Annotated in this window: 11 protein-coding genes and 1 rRNA gene; 1 reads left to right on the forward strand and 11 read right to left on the reverse strand. The window is 65.0% G+C overall.

Going from position 1 to position 15,046, the window contains the following annotated elements:
* Nucleotides 1-10 precede the first annotated feature (10 nt).
* The 8 genes from mraY to coq7 form a co-directional block, all read right to left on the reverse strand.
* Nucleotides 11-1,180, reverse strand: coding sequence for a phospho-N-acetylmuramoyl-pentapeptide-transferase (mraY, locus tag SB771_RS20255; protein ID WP_006752439.1), 1,170 nt, complete (start codon nt 1,178-1,180; stop codon nt 11-13).
* A 16-nt stretch (nt 1,181-1,196) separates the two neighbouring features.
* Nucleotides 1,197-2,603, reverse strand: coding sequence for a UDP-N-acetylmuramoyl-tripeptide--D-alanyl-D-alanine ligase (locus SB771_RS20260; protein WP_175661555.1), 1,407 nt, complete (start codon nt 2,601-2,603; stop codon nt 1,197-1,199).
* Nucleotides 2,600-4,138 carry a UDP-N-acetylmuramoyl-L-alanyl-D-glutamate--2,6-diaminopimelate ligase gene (locus tag SB771_RS20265; protein ID WP_175661556.1) on the reverse strand — a complete coding sequence of 513 codons (1,539 nt, stop codon included), beginning with the start codon at nt 4,136-4,138 and terminating at the stop codon, nt 2,600-2,602. The genes SB771_RS20260 and SB771_RS20265 overlap by 4 nt, the downstream gene beginning before the upstream one ends.
* A complete protein-coding gene (locus tag SB771_RS20270; protein WP_175661557.1) occupies nt 4,135-5,982 on the reverse strand; it encodes a peptidoglycan D,D-transpeptidase FtsI family protein in 1,848 nt (615 codons plus the stop codon). Before SB771_RS20270 ends, SB771_RS20265 begins: the two co-directional genes overlap by 4 nt.
* Nucleotides 5,979-6,320 (reverse strand): cell division protein FtsL, encoded by a 342-nt coding sequence (gene ftsL / locus SB771_RS20275; RefSeq protein ID WP_011655887.1) that lies wholly within the window; start codon nt 6,318-6,320, stop codon nt 5,979-5,981. Before ftsL ends, SB771_RS20270 begins: the two co-directional genes overlap by 4 nt.
* Nucleotides 6,317-7,258 carry a 16S rRNA (cytosine(1402)-N(4))-methyltransferase RsmH gene (gene rsmH / locus SB771_RS20280; protein ID WP_006752434.1) on the reverse strand — a complete coding sequence of 314 codons (942 nt, stop codon included), beginning with the start codon at nt 7,256-7,258 and terminating at the stop codon, nt 6,317-6,319. The genes ftsL and rsmH overlap by 4 nt, the downstream gene beginning before the upstream one ends.
* A gap of 23 nt (nt 7,259-7,281) precedes the next feature.
* The gene (gene mraZ / locus SB771_RS20285) at nt 7,282-7,710 is read right to left on the reverse strand and encodes a division/cell wall cluster transcriptional repressor MraZ (protein WP_006752433.1); all 429 of its coding nucleotides are present in this window, start codon (nt 7,708-7,710) and stop codon (nt 7,282-7,284) included.
* 388 nt (nt 7,711-8,098) lie between these two features.
* The gene (gene coq7, locus SB771_RS20290; RefSeq protein ID WP_126227105.1) at nt 8,099-8,725 is read right to left on the reverse strand and encodes a 2-polyprenyl-3-methyl-6-methoxy-1,4-benzoquinone monooxygenase; all 627 of its coding nucleotides are present in this window, start codon (nt 8,723-8,725) and stop codon (nt 8,099-8,101) included.
* A 277-nt stretch (nt 8,726-9,002) separates the two neighbouring features.
* On the opposite strand from coq7, the gene SB771_RS20295 reads away from it, so the two are divergent.
* Nucleotides 9,003-10,160, forward strand: a complete 1,158-nt coding sequence (locus SB771_RS20295) for a porin (RefSeq protein ID WP_011655884.1) — start codon at nt 9,003-9,005, stop codon at nt 10,158-10,160.
* Between the two features lie 338 nt (nt 10,161-10,498).
* Here SB771_RS20295 and SB771_RS20300 read toward each other — a convergent pair whose 3' ends face one another.
* The 3 genes from SB771_RS20300 to rrf all read right to left on the reverse strand — a co-directional run bounded on the left by SB771_RS20300 (nt 10,499) and on the right by rrf (nt 14,827).
* Complete coding sequence (locus SB771_RS20300) at nt 10,499-12,172, reverse strand: long-chain fatty acid--CoA ligase (protein ID WP_175661558.1); 1,674 nt, start codon at nt 12,170-12,172, stop codon at nt 10,499-10,501.
* Between the two features lie 136 nt (nt 12,173-12,308).
* Nucleotides 12,309-14,384, reverse strand: coding sequence for a molybdopterin-dependent oxidoreductase (locus SB771_RS20305; RefSeq protein WP_175661559.1), 2,076 nt, complete (start codon nt 14,382-14,384; stop codon nt 12,309-12,311).
* A gap of 330 nt (nt 14,385-14,714) precedes the next feature.
* Nucleotides 14,715-14,827 (reverse strand): 5S ribosomal RNA (gene rrf, locus SB771_RS20310).
* Between the last annotated feature and the right edge of the window lie 219 nt (nt 14,828-15,046).

Consider the following 15,046-nt stretch of genomic DNA (forward strand, 5'->3'; position numbering starts at 1 on the left):
TACCTTTCCTTTACCGCAACTTGAGGGTGGACAGACCGAACAGGCACAGCATCAGCGTGATGATCCAGAAACGCACCACCACCTGCGTTTCCTTCCAGCCGGACAATTCGAAATGGTGATGCAGCGGCGCCATCTTGAGCAGGCGGCGCCCTTCGCCGTAACGCTTCTTCGTGTACTTGAACCACGACACCTGCAGCATCACCGACAAGGTTTCCGCGACGAAGATGCCACCCATGATGAACAGCACGATTTCCTGGCGCACGATCACCGCGACCGTGCCGAGCGCGCCGCCGAGCGCCAGCGCGCCGACGTCGCCCATGAACACCTGCGCGGGGTGCGTGTTGTACCAGAGGAACGCGAGCCCTGCCCCGCCCATCGCCGAACAGAAGATCAGCAGTTCGCCCGCGCCCGGAATGTGCGGGAACAGCAGATATTTCGAATAGACCGAGCTGCCCATCACGTACGCGAACACGCCGAGCGACCCACCGACCAGCACGACCGGCATGATCACGAGGCCGTCGAGGCCGTCGGTGAGGTTCACCGCGTTGCTCGCGCCGACGATCACGAAGTAGGTCAGCACGATGAAGCCCCACACGCCCAGCGGATAGCTGATCGACTTCAGGAACGGCAGCATCAGGTCGGCACGCGCGGGCAGCCCCATCGACAGGCCGCTGCGCACCCACGCCATGAACAGGTCGAACACGCGCACGTTGTTCGCCTCGGACACGCTGAATGCCAGGTAGACCGCCGCGAACAGCCCGATCACCGACTGCCAGAAATACTTTTCGCGCGACGACATCCCGCGCGGGTCCTTGTAGACGACCTTGCGATAGTCATCGACCCAGCCGATCACACCGAAACCGAACGTGACGAGCATCACGATCCAGATGAAACGGTTGGTCAGGTCGCCCCACAGCAGCGTCGCGACCGCGATGCCGATCAGGATCAGCACGCCGCCCATCGTCGGCGTGCCGGATTTCACGAGGTGGCTTTGCGGGCCATCCTTGCGCACCGCCTGCCCCACCTTCATTTGTGTCAGCTTGCGGATCACCCACGGTCCGCACACGAGCCCGATCCCGAGCGCGGTGATGGTAGCCATCACCGCACGGAACGTCAGGTACGTGAACAAGCGCAAAAAGCTTGCGTCGCCCTGCAGCCATTGCGCCAGCGCCAGCAGCATGCTTCCTTCCTTCTACTCAGTGTGCGGCGGGCACCGTGCCCGCCGCGGATTGGTTCGTCAGCGCGTCAACCACGCGCTCCATCTTCATGTACCGCGAGCCCTTCACGAGCACCGTCGCCTGCGCGCCGTAGCCCGCCGCGAGCAGCGCCGTCACCAGCGCGCCGACCTCGCCGAAATGGCGGGCCGTGTCGCCGTACGCCGTGCACGCATCGCGCGATGCGTCGCCGAGCGCGAACAGCGCATCGATGCCGCGCTCGCGCGCATAGGCGCCGATCTCGCGGTGGAATGCCGGGCCTTCGTCGCCGACCTCGCCCATGTCGCCGATCACCAGCACGCGCGGCGCCGGTTGCGCGGCCAGCACGTCGATCGCCGCGCGCATCGAGTCGGGGTTCGCGTTGTAGGTGTCATCGACGACCGTCGCGCCCGCGAGGCTGCCGACGTCCGCCTGCCGGACCTGCAGACGCCCCTTGACCGGTTCGAACGATTCGAGGCCCTGCTTGATCGCGGCCAGCTCGATGCCCGCCGCGAGCGCCGCCGCCGCCGCCGCCAATGCGTTGCGCGCGTTGTGCTCGCCGAGCGCGCGCAGGCGCACCGTCACCGCGCCCGACGGCGTGTCGATCGCAAGCTCGCCGCCGTGCAGACGGCCCGTGACCTGCGCTTCGACCTGCCGTTCGGCATCGTGCAGCGCGAAATCGAGGATCGGGTTGCCGGTCGCCGCGACGCGCCAGATGCTCGCGTACGCATCGTCGGCCGGGAACACCGCGACGCCGTCCGGCGTCAGCGCGTGGATCACGGCCGCGTGCTCGAGCGCAACGGCTTCGACGGTAGCCATGAATTCCTGGTGCTCGCGCTGCGCGTTGTTGACGAGCGCGACGGTCGGTGCCGCGAGGCGCGCGAGGACTTCGGTCTCGCCCGGGTGGTTCATCCCGAGTTCGATCACCGCGACGCGATGCGCGCCAGACAGGCGCAGCAGCGTCAACGGCACGCCGATGTCGTTGTTCAGGTTGCCGGCCGTCGCCAGTCGCGCGTCGGCGCCGACTGCCGCCGCGAAGATCGACGCGATCATTTCTTTGACGGTCGTCTTGCCGTTGCTGCCCGTCACCGCGACGAGCGGCACCGTGAAGCGCTTGCGCCAGCCGTGTGCGAGCGCGCCGAGCGCGGCACGCGTTTCACCGCCCTCGACGACCGGCATCGCGAGACCCGCCGGCACGTGCGCGACGAGGGCCGCGGCTGCACCACGCGCGGCCACGTCGCCCAGGAAGTCGTGCGCGTCGAAGCGGTCTCCCTTCAGCGCGACGAACAAGTCGCCCGGGCCGACCGTGCGGCTGTCCGTCGACACGCGCTCGAACGTCGTGTCCGGATCGCCGTGGACGGTGGCGCCGGGAATCAGGCGGGCGGCTTCGCCGAGACTGAGCATCGTCATTCAGCGCCTCCCTTGACGTGCGTCGCGCGTGCCGCGAGCGCGAGCCGTGCGTGATCCTGATCGGAGAACGCGCGCTTCTTGCCCATGATTTCCTGCGTCGCCTCGTGACCCTTGCCGGCCAGCACGACGACGTCCTCGCGGGCGGCGCCACGCACGGCCTGCAGGATCGCGCTTGCGCGATCCTCGATGCGGCGCGCGTGATCGGGCGCCGTCATGCCCGCGATGACCTGGTCGATGATGCGCTGCGGATCTTCGCTGCGCGGGTTGTCGCTCGTGACGACGACTTCATCGGCGAGCCGCTCGGCGATCGCGCCCATCAGCGGGCGCTTCGTCGCATCGCGATCGCCGCCGCAGCCGAACATGCACACGAGCCGGCCGCCGCGCGCGGCCGCGATCGGGCGCAACGCGTCGAGCGTCTTCTCGAGCGCATCGGGCGTATGCGCATAGTCGATCACGACGAGCGGTTCGTCGTTCTGCAGCCGGCCGCCCAGGCGCTGCATGCGGCCATTGACGGACTCGAGCCGTGCGATCTCCGCGACCGCCGCGTCGAACGGCACGTCGGCCGCGAGCAGCGAGCCGAGCACCGCGAGCAGGTTGCTGACGTTGAACACGCCGAGCGTGCCGACCTCGACGTCCGCGTCGCCCCACGACGAACGCAGGCGAAACGCCGTGCCCGTGGCGGTGGCGCGCACGTCGAGCGCGACCAGCTCGCGATCGGCGTCGGGCGCCTGCGCGTCGCCGATTCCGTATGCGATCGTGCGCACGCGGCCGGCCAGCTTCTCGAGCAGGCGGCGGCCGGCTGCGTCGTCACGATTGACGACCGCCGCGCGCAGGCCGCGCCACGCGAACAGCTTCGCCTTCGCGGCTTCGTACGCGTCGAACGTGCCGTGATAGTCGAGGTGGTCCTGGGTGAGGTTCGTGAACACGGCGATGTCGAATGCCGTGCCGTTCACGCGGCCCTGATGCAGCGCGTGCGACGACACTTCCATCGCGACGGCCTTCGCGCCCGCGTCGTGCAGCTGCGCGAGGCTGCGCTGCAGCTGCGGCGCGTCCGGCGTCGTGAAGCCGGTCGGCACCAGATGCCCGTGCATGCCGCTGCCGAGCGTACCGATCACCGCGCACGGCTGGTGCAGCGCCGTCAGCGCGGCGGCGATCCATTGCGTGCACGACGTCTTGCCGTTCGTGCCGGTCACGCCGATCGCGAGCAGGCTGTCGCTCGGGTCGCCGTACCAGCCGCTGGCGATCTCGCCGGCCAGTTGGTCGAGCGCCGGCACCGCGAGTGCGACGGGCGCGGCCGGCGCGGCCGCGAGGCCTTCCGGCTGATACAGCACGGCGGCCGCGCCACGCGCGACGGCATCGGCAATGAAGGCGCGATTGTCTGCCCCGTCGACCGCATAGCCGAGAAACACGTCGCCGGCCCGCAGGCTGCGCGTGTCGGCATGCAGTTGCGCCGCGGGGGCCACATGCTGGCGCAGCCACGCAAGCGCGGCTGCGATCTGCTGATGCGCCGGATGGGAACTGCGAGCGGCGCTCATCGAACAACTCCTGGTGAATTACGTGTCGTGCTGGATACGATCATATGCTTCGCACCGCTGCCCGCGGCGAGCTTTTGCGGACCCGGCTTGGCGGGCGCGCCCGGCGCGTCGTCGGACACGACCAGCTGCTTGATCGGCATGTTCGGCGGCACGTTCAGCGCGCGCATCGTATCGCCGGCGATCGCCGAGAATACGGGGCCGGACACTTGGCCGCCGAAGTGGCTGCCGGCGGTCGGTTCGTCGACCGACACTGCAACGACGATGCGCGGATTCGGCATCGGCGCCATCCCGACGAACGACGCGCGGTACTTGCGCGTGTAGCCGTGGCCTTCATGCTTGTACGCGGTACCGCTCTTGCCGCCGACGCGATAGCCCGGCACGGCGGCGTCCGGCGACGTGCCGCCCGGCGCGACGACCGTCTCGAGCATCGCGCGTACTTCGCGGGCGGTGGTCGGGTTGAACACCTGCGTGCCGACGATCGGCTGATTGGGGTCGGTCTTGAAAATGGTCACGGGCATCAGCTCGCCGTCGTGCGCGATCGCCGTGTACGCGCGTGCGAGCTGGAACAGCGACACCGACAGGCCATAGCCGTACGACATCGTGGCCTGCTCGATGCGGCGCCAGCTCTTCCACGGACGCAGGCGGCCGGCTACCGCGCCCGGGAACCCGACCTTCGGCGCCTGGCCGAGGCCGATGCTCGTATACATATTCCACATTTCCTCGGGCCGCATCGTCATCGCGATCTTCGTCGCGCCGATGTTGCTCGACTTCTGGATCACGCCGCCGACCGTCAGCGTGCCGAAGCCCGCGTCATCGGTGATCGGCGCGCCGTCGAGCACGAAATGCCCGTTGCCCGTCTCGACGAGCGTGTTCGGCGTCACGCGGTGCAGGTCGAGCGCCAGCGATACCGTGAACGGCTTCATGATCGAGCCCGGCTCGAACACGTCGGTCATGATCCGGTTGCGCAACTGCTCGCCCGTCATCCGCGAGCGGTCGTTCGGGTTGTACGTCGGGTAGTTGACGAGCGCGAGCACTTCGCCGGTGCGCACGTCGACGACCATCGCCGCGCCGGCCTTCGCCTTGAACTTCTCGACGGCGGCCTTCAGGTTCGCATAGGCGATGTACTGGATCTTGCTGTCGATCGACAGGCCGACGTCCGTCCCGTTGTGCGGGGGAACCTGTTCGGCGACGTCCTCGACGATGTGCCCCAGCCGGTCCTTGATCACGCGGCGCACGCCGGACGTGCCGGACAGCAGCTTCTGGTCGCCGAGCTCGACGCCTTCCTGACCTTCGTCCTCGACGTTCGTGAAGCCGATCAGGTGCGCGGTGATCTCGCCTTCCGGATAAAAGCGCTTGTACTCGTTGCGCTGATAGATACCGGGGATATCGAGCGCGGCGACCTTGTCCGCGACGTCGATCGGCACCTGGCGCTTCACGTAGACGAAACCCTTGTCTTCCGACAGCTTCACGCGCAGTTCCTTCGGCGTCATGCCGAGGAGCTTGCCGAGCTGGTTGATCTTGTCCGCGCCGAGATCGTCCGGCACGGCGTCCGGAATCGCCCAGATCGCGCGCACGGGCAGACTCGTCGCGAGCACGAGCCCGTTACGGTCGAGGATCTTGCCGCGCGTGGCGGGCAGTTCGAGCGTGCGCTGATAGCGGCTTTCGCCCTGCTTCTGATAGAACGCGTTGCCGGGCCCCTGGATCCAGAACGCCCGCGCGGCGAGCGCGACGAACGCCATGAACAGCATGAACACGACGAGTTTCGAGCGCCACATCGGCAGGTGCACGCCGAGCACCGGGCTCGACGAGAATTTCACGTCCTGGCGCTTTTGCGACGGCTTCATCGCGCGCCTCCGTGGCCCTTGGCGGCGGCGTCGGCCGACGCGGGAATCGGCGCGTCGATCGCTTTCACGGCGCCCGGCGGCAGCGTCAGGTATTGGGTGCGGCCCGTCGTGATCGGCTGCATCTTCAGCGAATCGTTCGCGAGTTGCTCGATGCGCGACGTCTTCGACAGCGCGCTCTGCTGATATTGAAGCTGCGCATAGTCCTGCTGGAGCTGACGCTCCTGCGACTGCGCGCGCTGCAGCTGGATGAAGATCTGGCGCTGCTGGTTCGTCGAGTTGACGACCGACAGCGCGCAACCCATCACGATGATCAACAGGAAGATGTTGAAGCGGCTCATGGCGTGACGCGCTCCGCGATGCGCATCACGGCCGACCGGGCGCGCGGATTCGCGACGACTTCCGCTTCGCTCGGGAATTGACGGCTGATTATCTTGAGCGGCGGGCTCGGGAGGTCGACGGCACGGATCGGCAGGCGACGATCGACCGCGGGCGCACTCGCGTGCGCCTGCATGAATCGCTTGACGATCCGGTCCTCGAGTGAATGAAAGCTGATGACCACCAGCCGCCCCCCTTGCTCCAGCAACGACAATGCCGCGTCTAGTACGACTTGCAGGTCCGCAAGCTCTTGATTGACGTGAATCCGTATAGCCTGAAAGGTGCGGGTTGCCGGATCCTTGCCCTTCTCACGGGTTTTGACGACGTGACCCACGATTTGGGCAAGCTCGCCCGTGGTGTCGAGAGGCCCAAGACGGTCGGACTCTGCCCGGCGAGCAACAAGCGCCTTTGCAATCTGAAAAGCAAACCGTTCTTCCCCATAATCCCGTATCACCTCCGTCAATTCCTGCACCGAAGCCCGCGCGAGCCATTCGGCCGCCGACTCCCCACGCGTCGGATCCATTCGCATGTCCAGCGGACCATCGGCGCGAAAGCTGAAACCGCGCGCCGGATCGTCCACCTGCGGCGAGGACACGCCCAGGTCCAGCAACACACCCGACACCTTCTCGATACCGCGCGCCGCAAGCGCGTCGCGCATCGATGCAAAGCTGTCATGCACGATCGAGAAGCGCGCATCCTCGATGCGCTGCGCCGTCTCGATCGCCCTCGGATCCTTGTCGAACGCGATCAGCCGGCCGGCCTCCGCCAGCCGCGCGAGTACCGCGCGGCTGTGGCCGCCGCGCCCGAACGTGCCGTCGACATAAATGCCGTCCGGCCGCGTCACGAGCGACTCGACTGCTTCGTCCAACAGCACGGTCCGATGCTGCAATTCATTTCCCATCGCGGGCGTCTCCGTCACCGCAATCAGAACGTAAAGTTCTTGAGCGCATCGGGCATGCCCTGCGCCATCGCTGCCTGCTCCTTCGCGATGTAGGTCTGCGAATCCCACAGCTCGAAGTGACTACCCATTCCCAACAACATGACTTCCTTTTCCAGTCCGGCTGCCATCCGCAGCTCGGGCGATACGAGAATCCGGCCCGCGCTGTCGAGATCGACATCCATTGCATTGCCGAGAAAAATCCGCCGCCACCAATGGGCGTCCATCGGCAGCGCGGCGATCTTGGCGCGGAATACTTCCCATTCGGGGCGCGGAAACAGCAACAGGCAGCCGTCCGGGTGCTTGGTCACAGTCACCCGTCCTTCTGCCTGTCCTTGCAGCGCTTCGCGATAGCGAGACGGCACCGACATCCGCCCTTTCGCATCGAGCGTCAGCGCCGACGCCCCTTGGAACACTTTCCGCTCTCCCGTTCAGGGCACCGAAGCACCCGCCCAACGCTCAAGAATTTAGCCCGAACAGCCCGCCAAATCACACAAAAATACACTTTCTCACACTGTCTCCCACTTTAGAGGAAGGGTTTGGCACGGTCAAGGGAGCGGCCCGCTTTTTTGACGAATTTTGTTAGTTAGAACAAGGACTTACGCGCACATGCTCATGCCACCCCTCATACCAAAAACCGTTATAAATGAATGGGCTAGGGAAGCTTGTGAAGGTGATACGTGAGAAAGGCGGGCCAGACTGGCGTGCGGACGGGACTTTCGGGGGCGGGAAAACGCGGAAAAAACGGGCGGTATCGGGTTCGGCGGACCGGCGCGGCGTCGTGCGTCGCGCCGGCCCCGGATGTCAGAGATAGTACGCTGTGCGCGTCATGACTTTCGACGCGGCGCGCATCAGCATGCGCGCGGGCAGCGGCAGTTCGATGCCGCCGGCGTCGGTCGCGGCCTTGCCGTGCTTGACCTCGTCGACCCGCATCTGCTCGACGATCGCGCGCGACGCCGTGTCGGTGGCCGGCAACTCGGAAAGGTGGCCGTCGAGGTGGCTTTCGACCTGACGCTCGGTCTCCGCCATGAAGCCGAGGCTGACCTTGTCGCCCAGCGTGCCGGCCGCGACGCCGATCGCGAGCGCGCCGGCATACCACAGCGGGTTGAGCAGGCTCGGACGCGAATCGAGTTCCTTTAGCCGATGCGCGGTCCACGCGAGGTGATCCTCCTCCTCGCGCGCGGCTTCCTCGAACATCGCCTTCGACGACGCCGAGCGCGCGGTCAGCTTCTGCGCCTGATAAAGCGCCTGCGCACAGACCTCGCCGACATGGTTCACGCGCATCAGCCCGGCGGCATGCGCGCGCTCCGCGGGCGTCAGTTCGCCGACGGGCGGCTCCGTCGGCACGGGCACCGGGCGGCTCATCCGGCTAATGCCGGTCAGCGAGCGCAAGCCGCGATCGAATTCGCTGATCAGTTCATCCAACACCATCCTGTTCTCCTGGCTGCGTGTGCCGCCGCGGGCGGCAAAGGCACGTGCTCCGCTGCGTAACCGACTTGATTATTCAGCGGAAATTGCGGTTAACCCGTGATTTTAACCATTGTTGCATAAAGGAAACATGGCGACCTTGAGCGACGGCATTTCGCTTTGTCCGAAAAATCGGTTTTGCTACATTACGTGCGACTTCTTGCGAAGTTGGTGGGGCCCGTCAACAGAACATAACTATCCGCCCCGCCAAAAAAATTCAGTGATTCTTGGAGATCCGTTAATGAAAAAGTCGCTTCTCGCGCTCGTCGCGCTGGGCGCGTTCGCTGGCGCAGCTCATGCGCAAAGCAGCGTGACGCTTTACGGCATCATCGATGAAGGCTTCATCTTCAACAACAATGCGAAGGGCGGCCATCTGTACGGTCTGTCGAGCGGCGTGATGCAAGGCAGCCGCTTCGGCCTGCGCGGCACCGAAGATCTGGGCGGCGGCCTGAAGGCGGTCTTCGTGCTCGAGAACGGTTTTGACGTCAACTCCGGCAGGCTCGGCCAGGGCGGCCTGATGTTCGGCCGCCAGGCTTATGTCGGCCTGTCGAGCCAGTTCGGTACGGTCACGCTGGGCCGTCAGTACGACTCCGTCGTCGACTTCGTCGGCCCGCTCGAGGCAGGCGATCAGTGGGGCGGCTACATCGCTGCTCACCCGGGCGACCTCGACAACTTCAACAACGCGTACCGTGTGAACAACGCGGTCAAGTACACGAGCCCGACCTACGGCGGCTTCTCGTTCGGCGGCATGTACAGCTTCGGCGGTCAGGCCGGCCAGTTCTCGCGGAACCAGGTCTGGTCGCTCGGCGCCGGTTACAACAACGGCCCGCTGGTGTTGGGTGTCGGCTACTTGAACGCCCGCACGCCGGCGAACTTCGGCGGCATGTTCAATACCGGCGCGTCGGCTGCCACGACGGCCGTGTCGTCGCCGGTGTACGGCGCGTACGCGAACAGCGCGAACACGTACCAGGTCATCGGTGCGGGCGGCGCGTATACGTTCGGCGCGGCGACGATCGGCGCGACGTACTCGAACACGAAGTTCAAGGGCTTCTCGGTGGGTCCGTTCGTGAACCAGACCGCGACGTTCAACAACGGCGAAATCAACTTCAAGTATCAGTTGACCCCGGCGCTGATCGTCGGCGCCGCGTACGACTACACGCAAGGCAGCAAGATCGACGGCAACTCGGCAGCCAAGTACCACCAGGGCTCGCTGGGCGTCGACTACTTCCTGTCGAAGCGCACGGACGTCTACGTGATCGGCGTGTACCAGCATGCATCGGGCAACGCGCTCGACGCAGCAGGCAACGTCGTTCAGGCACATGCTTCGATCAACGGTCTCGACCCGTCGACGACCAGCAACCAGGTCGCAGCTCGCGTCGGCATCCGTCACAAGTTCTAATCAGCTTGCCTGACAAGCCGCAGCATATTGAAGGCGCCTTCGGGCGCCTTTTTCTTTGCGGAACCGGGAAGCGAAGCGGTGAGCGGGACGGTCGCAGCACATCGCGTTGACTGCAACGGGCCGTTCGCGGGCTTCATCGACGCGCACGCCTTGGCCGATTGCTCGCGGAATACACCGGGCGCCAGTCGACGCGGTTGAGGCATTCCATCGGCTGAGGCGCACCCGGTCGAACGCGCGCGCCGTTCCTGCGATTGCCGGCATCGGTCCCCGCAGCCCCGATGCCGGCGTCACAAACAAAAAAACCCGGCACAGGCCGGGCTCGTTGTTCGACTTCGGTGTTACGCGCGTCCGTCGCGCAATTCGCGCCGCAGGATCTTGCCCACGTTCGTCTTCGGCAGCTCCGTGCGGAACTCGACGAGTTTCGGCCGCTTGTAGCCGGTGAGCCGCTCCTTGCAGTACGCGAGGATGTCCTTGTCGGTCAGCGCCGGATCCTTCTTCACGACGAACAACTTCACGGCTTCGCCCGAGTGCTCGTCCGGCACGCCGACCGCCGCCACCTCGAACACGCCCGGGTGGGACGCCACCACGTCCTCGACCTCGTTCGGATACACGTTGAAGCCGGATACCAGGATCATGTCCTTCTTCCGGTCGACGATCTTCACGTAACCGCGCGCGTCCATCACGCCGACGTCGCCGGTCTTGAAGAAACCGTCCGGGAACATGACCTTCGCGGTTTCATCCGGACGGTTCCAGTAGCCAGCCATGACCTGCGGTCCGCGGATGCAGATCTCGCCCGGCTCGCCGAGCGCGACGTCGGCGCCGGCATCGTCGCGGATGGCAACCTCGGTCGACGGCAGCGGCAGGCCGATCGTCCCGCTGTACTCGGTCGCCGTCACGGGATTGCAGGTGGCAACCGGCGACGTTTCGGACAGGCCATACCCTTCGACGATCGCCGTATGGGTCTTCTCATACCAGCGCTTCGCGACGCTTTCCTGGATCGCCATGCCGCCGCCGTTGGCGATCGCGAGCTTCGACAGGTCGAGCTGGTTGAATTCGGGATGGTTCAGCAGCGCGTTGTACAGCGTGTTGACGGCCGGGATCGTCGAGATCTGGTAACCCTTCAGCTCCTTGATCATGCCGCCGATGTCGCGCGGGTTCGGAATCAGGATACCCATGCCGCCCGTGCGCATCGTCAGGAACCCGCAGACCGTCAGCGCAAACACGTGATAGAGCGGCAGCGCGACGACCGTCACGAACTGCTTCACGTCGGGGTACTTCTCGTGCGCCGGATGGTGCCACGCGCCGGCCTGCAGCACGTTCGACACGATGTTCCGGTGCAGCAGCGTCGCGCCCTTCGCGACACCCGTCGTGCCGCCCGTGTACTGGAGGAACGCGACGTCGTCGGGGCCGAGCTTCTGCGGCTTGAAGGTCTGGCGCGCGCCTTCCGACAGCGCGGCCTTGAAGCGCGTAAACGACGGAAGCTGCCAGGCCGGCACCATCTTCTTCACGTTGCGCACGACGTAATTGACCAGCCAGCCCTTGATGCCCAGCAAATCGCCCATCGACGCGACCACCACATGCTTGACCGCGGTATTGGCGATGACGGCCTGCAACGTCGACGCGAAGTTCTCGAGGATGACGATCGCCTCCGCCCCGCTGTCCTTCAGCTGATGTTCGAGCTCGCGCGGCGTATAGAGCGGGTTGACGTTGACGACGGTGTAGCCCGCGCGCAGCACCGCGACGATCGCCACCGGATACTGCAGCACGTTAGGCATCATCAGCGCGACGCGCGCGCCGCGCGCCAGCCCGCGCGACTGCAGCCACGCGCCGAACTGGCGCGACAGCGCATCGAGCTCGCCGTACGTGATGCTCTTGCCCATGCAGACGAACGCCTTGCGGTCGCGATACTGCTTGAAGCTTTCGTCGAGGAGATCCGGAATGGAGGGGTATGGGGACGCGTCAATTTCGGCTGGAACGCCGGGTGGGTACGATTTCAGCCAAATTTTGTCCATACTGCGCGTCTCCTCACAGATTTTCGAATGGTCGTGCTAAAACGCATCGTAACGGCTCGCAGGTCCCGCGACAACAGGGTTAGATGCTCACTTCCAACTTTCGAGCGATTTCGTCTGATCATATCTCGAAGTTCGGTCAAATCCGCTCAACTTCGACCAGACAATCGTAGAACGTCGCCGAGTTACCGAGATCGGTCAGCGCCTGGCTTGTCACCTCGTTCGCGTTGCGCCCATCCGCCGATAGCTTCTTCCACCAGATCGACAGGCCGACGACGAGCCCTGGTCGCGCGCGGTCGGTCACTCTCGCAACTGCCTGCATCGAGCCACGGTCGTTGAAGATGCGTACGACATCGCCCTCGTGGATGCCGCGCGCATCGGCGTCGGCCGGGTGCAAGTCGAGGTGCGGCTGGCCTTCCGTGCTGCGCAGGCTGTCCACGTTGACGAACGTGCTGTTCAGGAAGTGCCGCGCCGGCGGCGAAATCATCGCGAGCGGATAGCGGGCGGCGAGTTCGGGCGCGGCCTCCGCCGATTCGAACGGCGGCAGGTAATCGGGCACCGGGTCCATGCCCATCTGTTCGAGTCGCGCGCTATGGAACTCGCATTTGCCTGACGGCGTACGGAAGCCGCCATTCGCGAAAGGCGCGTCCGCCACCTTGAGCTTCAGCCAGCCGGCACGCTTCAACGTATCCCAATTGCTGTCGAGCGCCGGGTCGTCCCAACGGAGCGCGGCCTGCGCGACCTCTTCATCGCTGTGGAAAAGCGCGGGCTCGTCGAGCCCCATGCTGCGGGCAATGCCACGAAAGATTTCGGTGTTTGGCCGTGCGTCGCCGACTGGCGGAATCGCCGGCAGATTCGCCATTACATAGGTGTGGCCGTACGACTTGTGGACGTCGAGATGCTCGAGCTGGGTCGTGGCCGGCAACACAATGTCGGCGAAATCGGCCGTATCGGTCTTGAAGTGCTCGAGAACGACCGTGAACAGATCGTCGCGCGCGAACCCCGCGGCGACTTTCGACGAGTCGGGCGCGACCGCGACCGGATTCGAATTGTAGACAATTACCGCTTCGACCTTCGGCCCGAAAGCCGCGTCGCCCGGATTCAGCAATGCATCGCCGATCGTGTTCATGTTGATGACGCGCGGCTGCTTGTGCGGCCAGCCGGGCATCAGATCGGGGCGCAGCAGCGCCGCGTGATTGACCGGCGCCGACTCCGACGACGACAGCAGCAGGCCCCCTGCCCGGTCGCGCCACGCGCCCGTCAGCGCAGGCAGGCTCGCGACCGCGCGCACGGCATTGCCGCCGCCGCGGACGCGCTGCATCCCGTAATTGAGCCGGATCGCTGCCTTGCGGGTCGAACCGTAACGACGTGCGAGTTCGATCAGCTCCGACGCTTCGATGCCGCAGATCCGTGCGACACATTCCGGCGGATAGGACAGGGCTCGCACCTTGAGCGCGTCGAAGCCGAGCGTATGACGCGTGATGTAGTCGTGATCGAGCAGATCTTCGGTAATCAGCACATGCATCATCCCGAGCGCGAACGCACCATCGGTGCCCGGTTTCAAAGCGATGTGCTGGTGACATTTCTCCGCCGTCAGCGAGCGGTACGGATCGATCGCAACCAGACGGGCGCCGCGACGCTTGGCTTCCTGCGCGCGGGTCCAGAAATGCAGGCTTGATGCGATGGGATTGGCGCCCCAGATCAGGATCAGCTCGCTTTCCTCGAAATGCTCGAGATGCATGCCGACGTTTCCGCCGTACGTATAGCGCAGGCCGGCCGCACCGGCCGCGGAGCAAATTGTCCGCTCGAGCCGCGACGCGCCGATTTTATGGAAGAACCGCTGCGCAATGCCTTCGCCCTGCACGAGCCCCATCGTTCCCGCATAGCTGTACGGCAGGATCGCCTCCGGCGCGCGCGCGGCGATTTCACCGAGCCGACGGCCGATCTCGTCGAGCGCTTCGCTCCAGCTGATCGGCGCGAATCGCCCTTCTCCCTTCGCACCGACGCGCTTGAGCGGAACGGTAAGACGGTCCCGATGATGAACGCGGTCCGCGTATCGGCTGACTTTCGTACACAACACGCCTTGCGTGGGCGGATGGTCGGGATCGCCCGTGACCTTGATCGCCCGGCCGTTTTCGACGGTCACGCGCATCGCGCAGGTGTCCGGACAATCGTGTGGGCATACGGCCCGAGCTATCTGAGTGGCGGCGTTCATCGTTTCGGATGCGACTGCGTGGAGAGGATTCGCAAATTTTACGTGGACGGGCCGAATAAGACGTCGATTCGTATGAATTTCCCGTCTATTTTTGGAGAAAAGCAGGAGTGGAGGATGGGGAGTATCGACGGGGTGAGCGGCTTCGAACGGCCGGTGCGGCGGTACGGGTGTAGATGCAACCCCGATGGCGGCTTCGCTGCGCCGATACGGGTCGCAGGTTTGATCGGGATAGAAACGAATAGGCTGGAGAACCGATCGGGATCCATCGCTTTTCCGCCGCGCCAATGCAAAAAACCCCCGCCTTTCGGGCGGGGGTTCTTGGCTTAGGGAGCCTGACGATTACCTACTTTCACACGGGAATCCGCACTATCATCGGCGTAGAGTCGTTTCACGGTCCTGTTCGGGATGGGAAGGGGTGGGACCGACTCGCTATGGTCATCAGGCAAAGAGGGTTGTTCTGCTGGCGTGGCCAACAGAACCAATCTGGGAAGAAGCAGTAATTTTGGTTGTGTGTATCACGCACGAGAATCCAACTTGTCGCTTTGGATCGCGGCCAGTGCTTGCGCACGGCGCCGATCTACAAGGCAGACTTGTTATAGGATCAAGCCTTACGGGCAATTAGTATCAGTTAGCTGAACGCATTACTGCGCTTACACACCTGA

It is taken from the genome of Burkholderia sp. SIMBA_051 (assembly GCF_046534915.1).
Classification (GTDB): domain Bacteria; phylum Pseudomonadota; class Gammaproteobacteria; order Burkholderiales; family Burkholderiaceae; genus Burkholderia; species Burkholderia ambifaria.

Bases quoted from the DNA above. Each gene is read 5' to 3' on its own strand.
- SB771_RS20300 (WP_175661558.1), bottom strand. From the start codon at position 12,172: ATGGACAAAATTTGGCTGAAATCGTACCCACCCGGCGTTCCAGCCGAA.
- SB771_RS20270 (WP_175661557.1), bottom strand. From the start codon at position 5,982: ATGAAGCCGTCGCAAAAGCGCCAGGACGTGAAATTCTCGTCGAGCCCG.
- SB771_RS20295 (WP_011655884.1), top strand. From the start codon at position 9,003: ATGAAAAAGTCGCTTCTCGCGCTCGTCGCGCTGGGCGCGTTCGCTGGC.
- SB771_RS20260 (WP_175661555.1), bottom strand. From the start codon at position 2,603: ATGACGATGCTCAGTCTCGGCGAAGCCGCCCGCCTGATTCCCGGCGCC.
- SB771_RS20265 (WP_175661556.1), bottom strand. From the start codon at position 4,138: ATGAGCGCCGCTCGCAGTTCCCATCCGGCGCATCAGCAGATCGCAGCC.
- SB771_RS20305 (WP_175661559.1), bottom strand. From the start codon at position 14,384: ATGAACGCCGCCACTCAGATAGCTCGGGCCGTATGCCCACACGATTGT.
- mraY (WP_006752439.1), bottom strand. From the start codon at position 1,180: ATGCTGCTGGCGCTGGCGCAATGGCTGCAGGGCGACGCAAGCTTTTTG.
- rsmH (WP_006752434.1), bottom strand. From the start codon at position 7,258: ATGGGAAATGAATTGCAGCATCGGACCGTGCTGTTGGACGAAGCAGTC.
- ftsL (WP_011655887.1), bottom strand. From the start codon at position 6,320: ATGAGCCGCTTCAACATCTTCCTGTTGATCATCGTGATGGGTTGCGCG.
- coq7 (WP_126227105.1), bottom strand. From the start codon at position 8,725: ATGGTGTTGGATGAACTGATCAGCGAATTCGATCGCGGCTTGCGCTCG.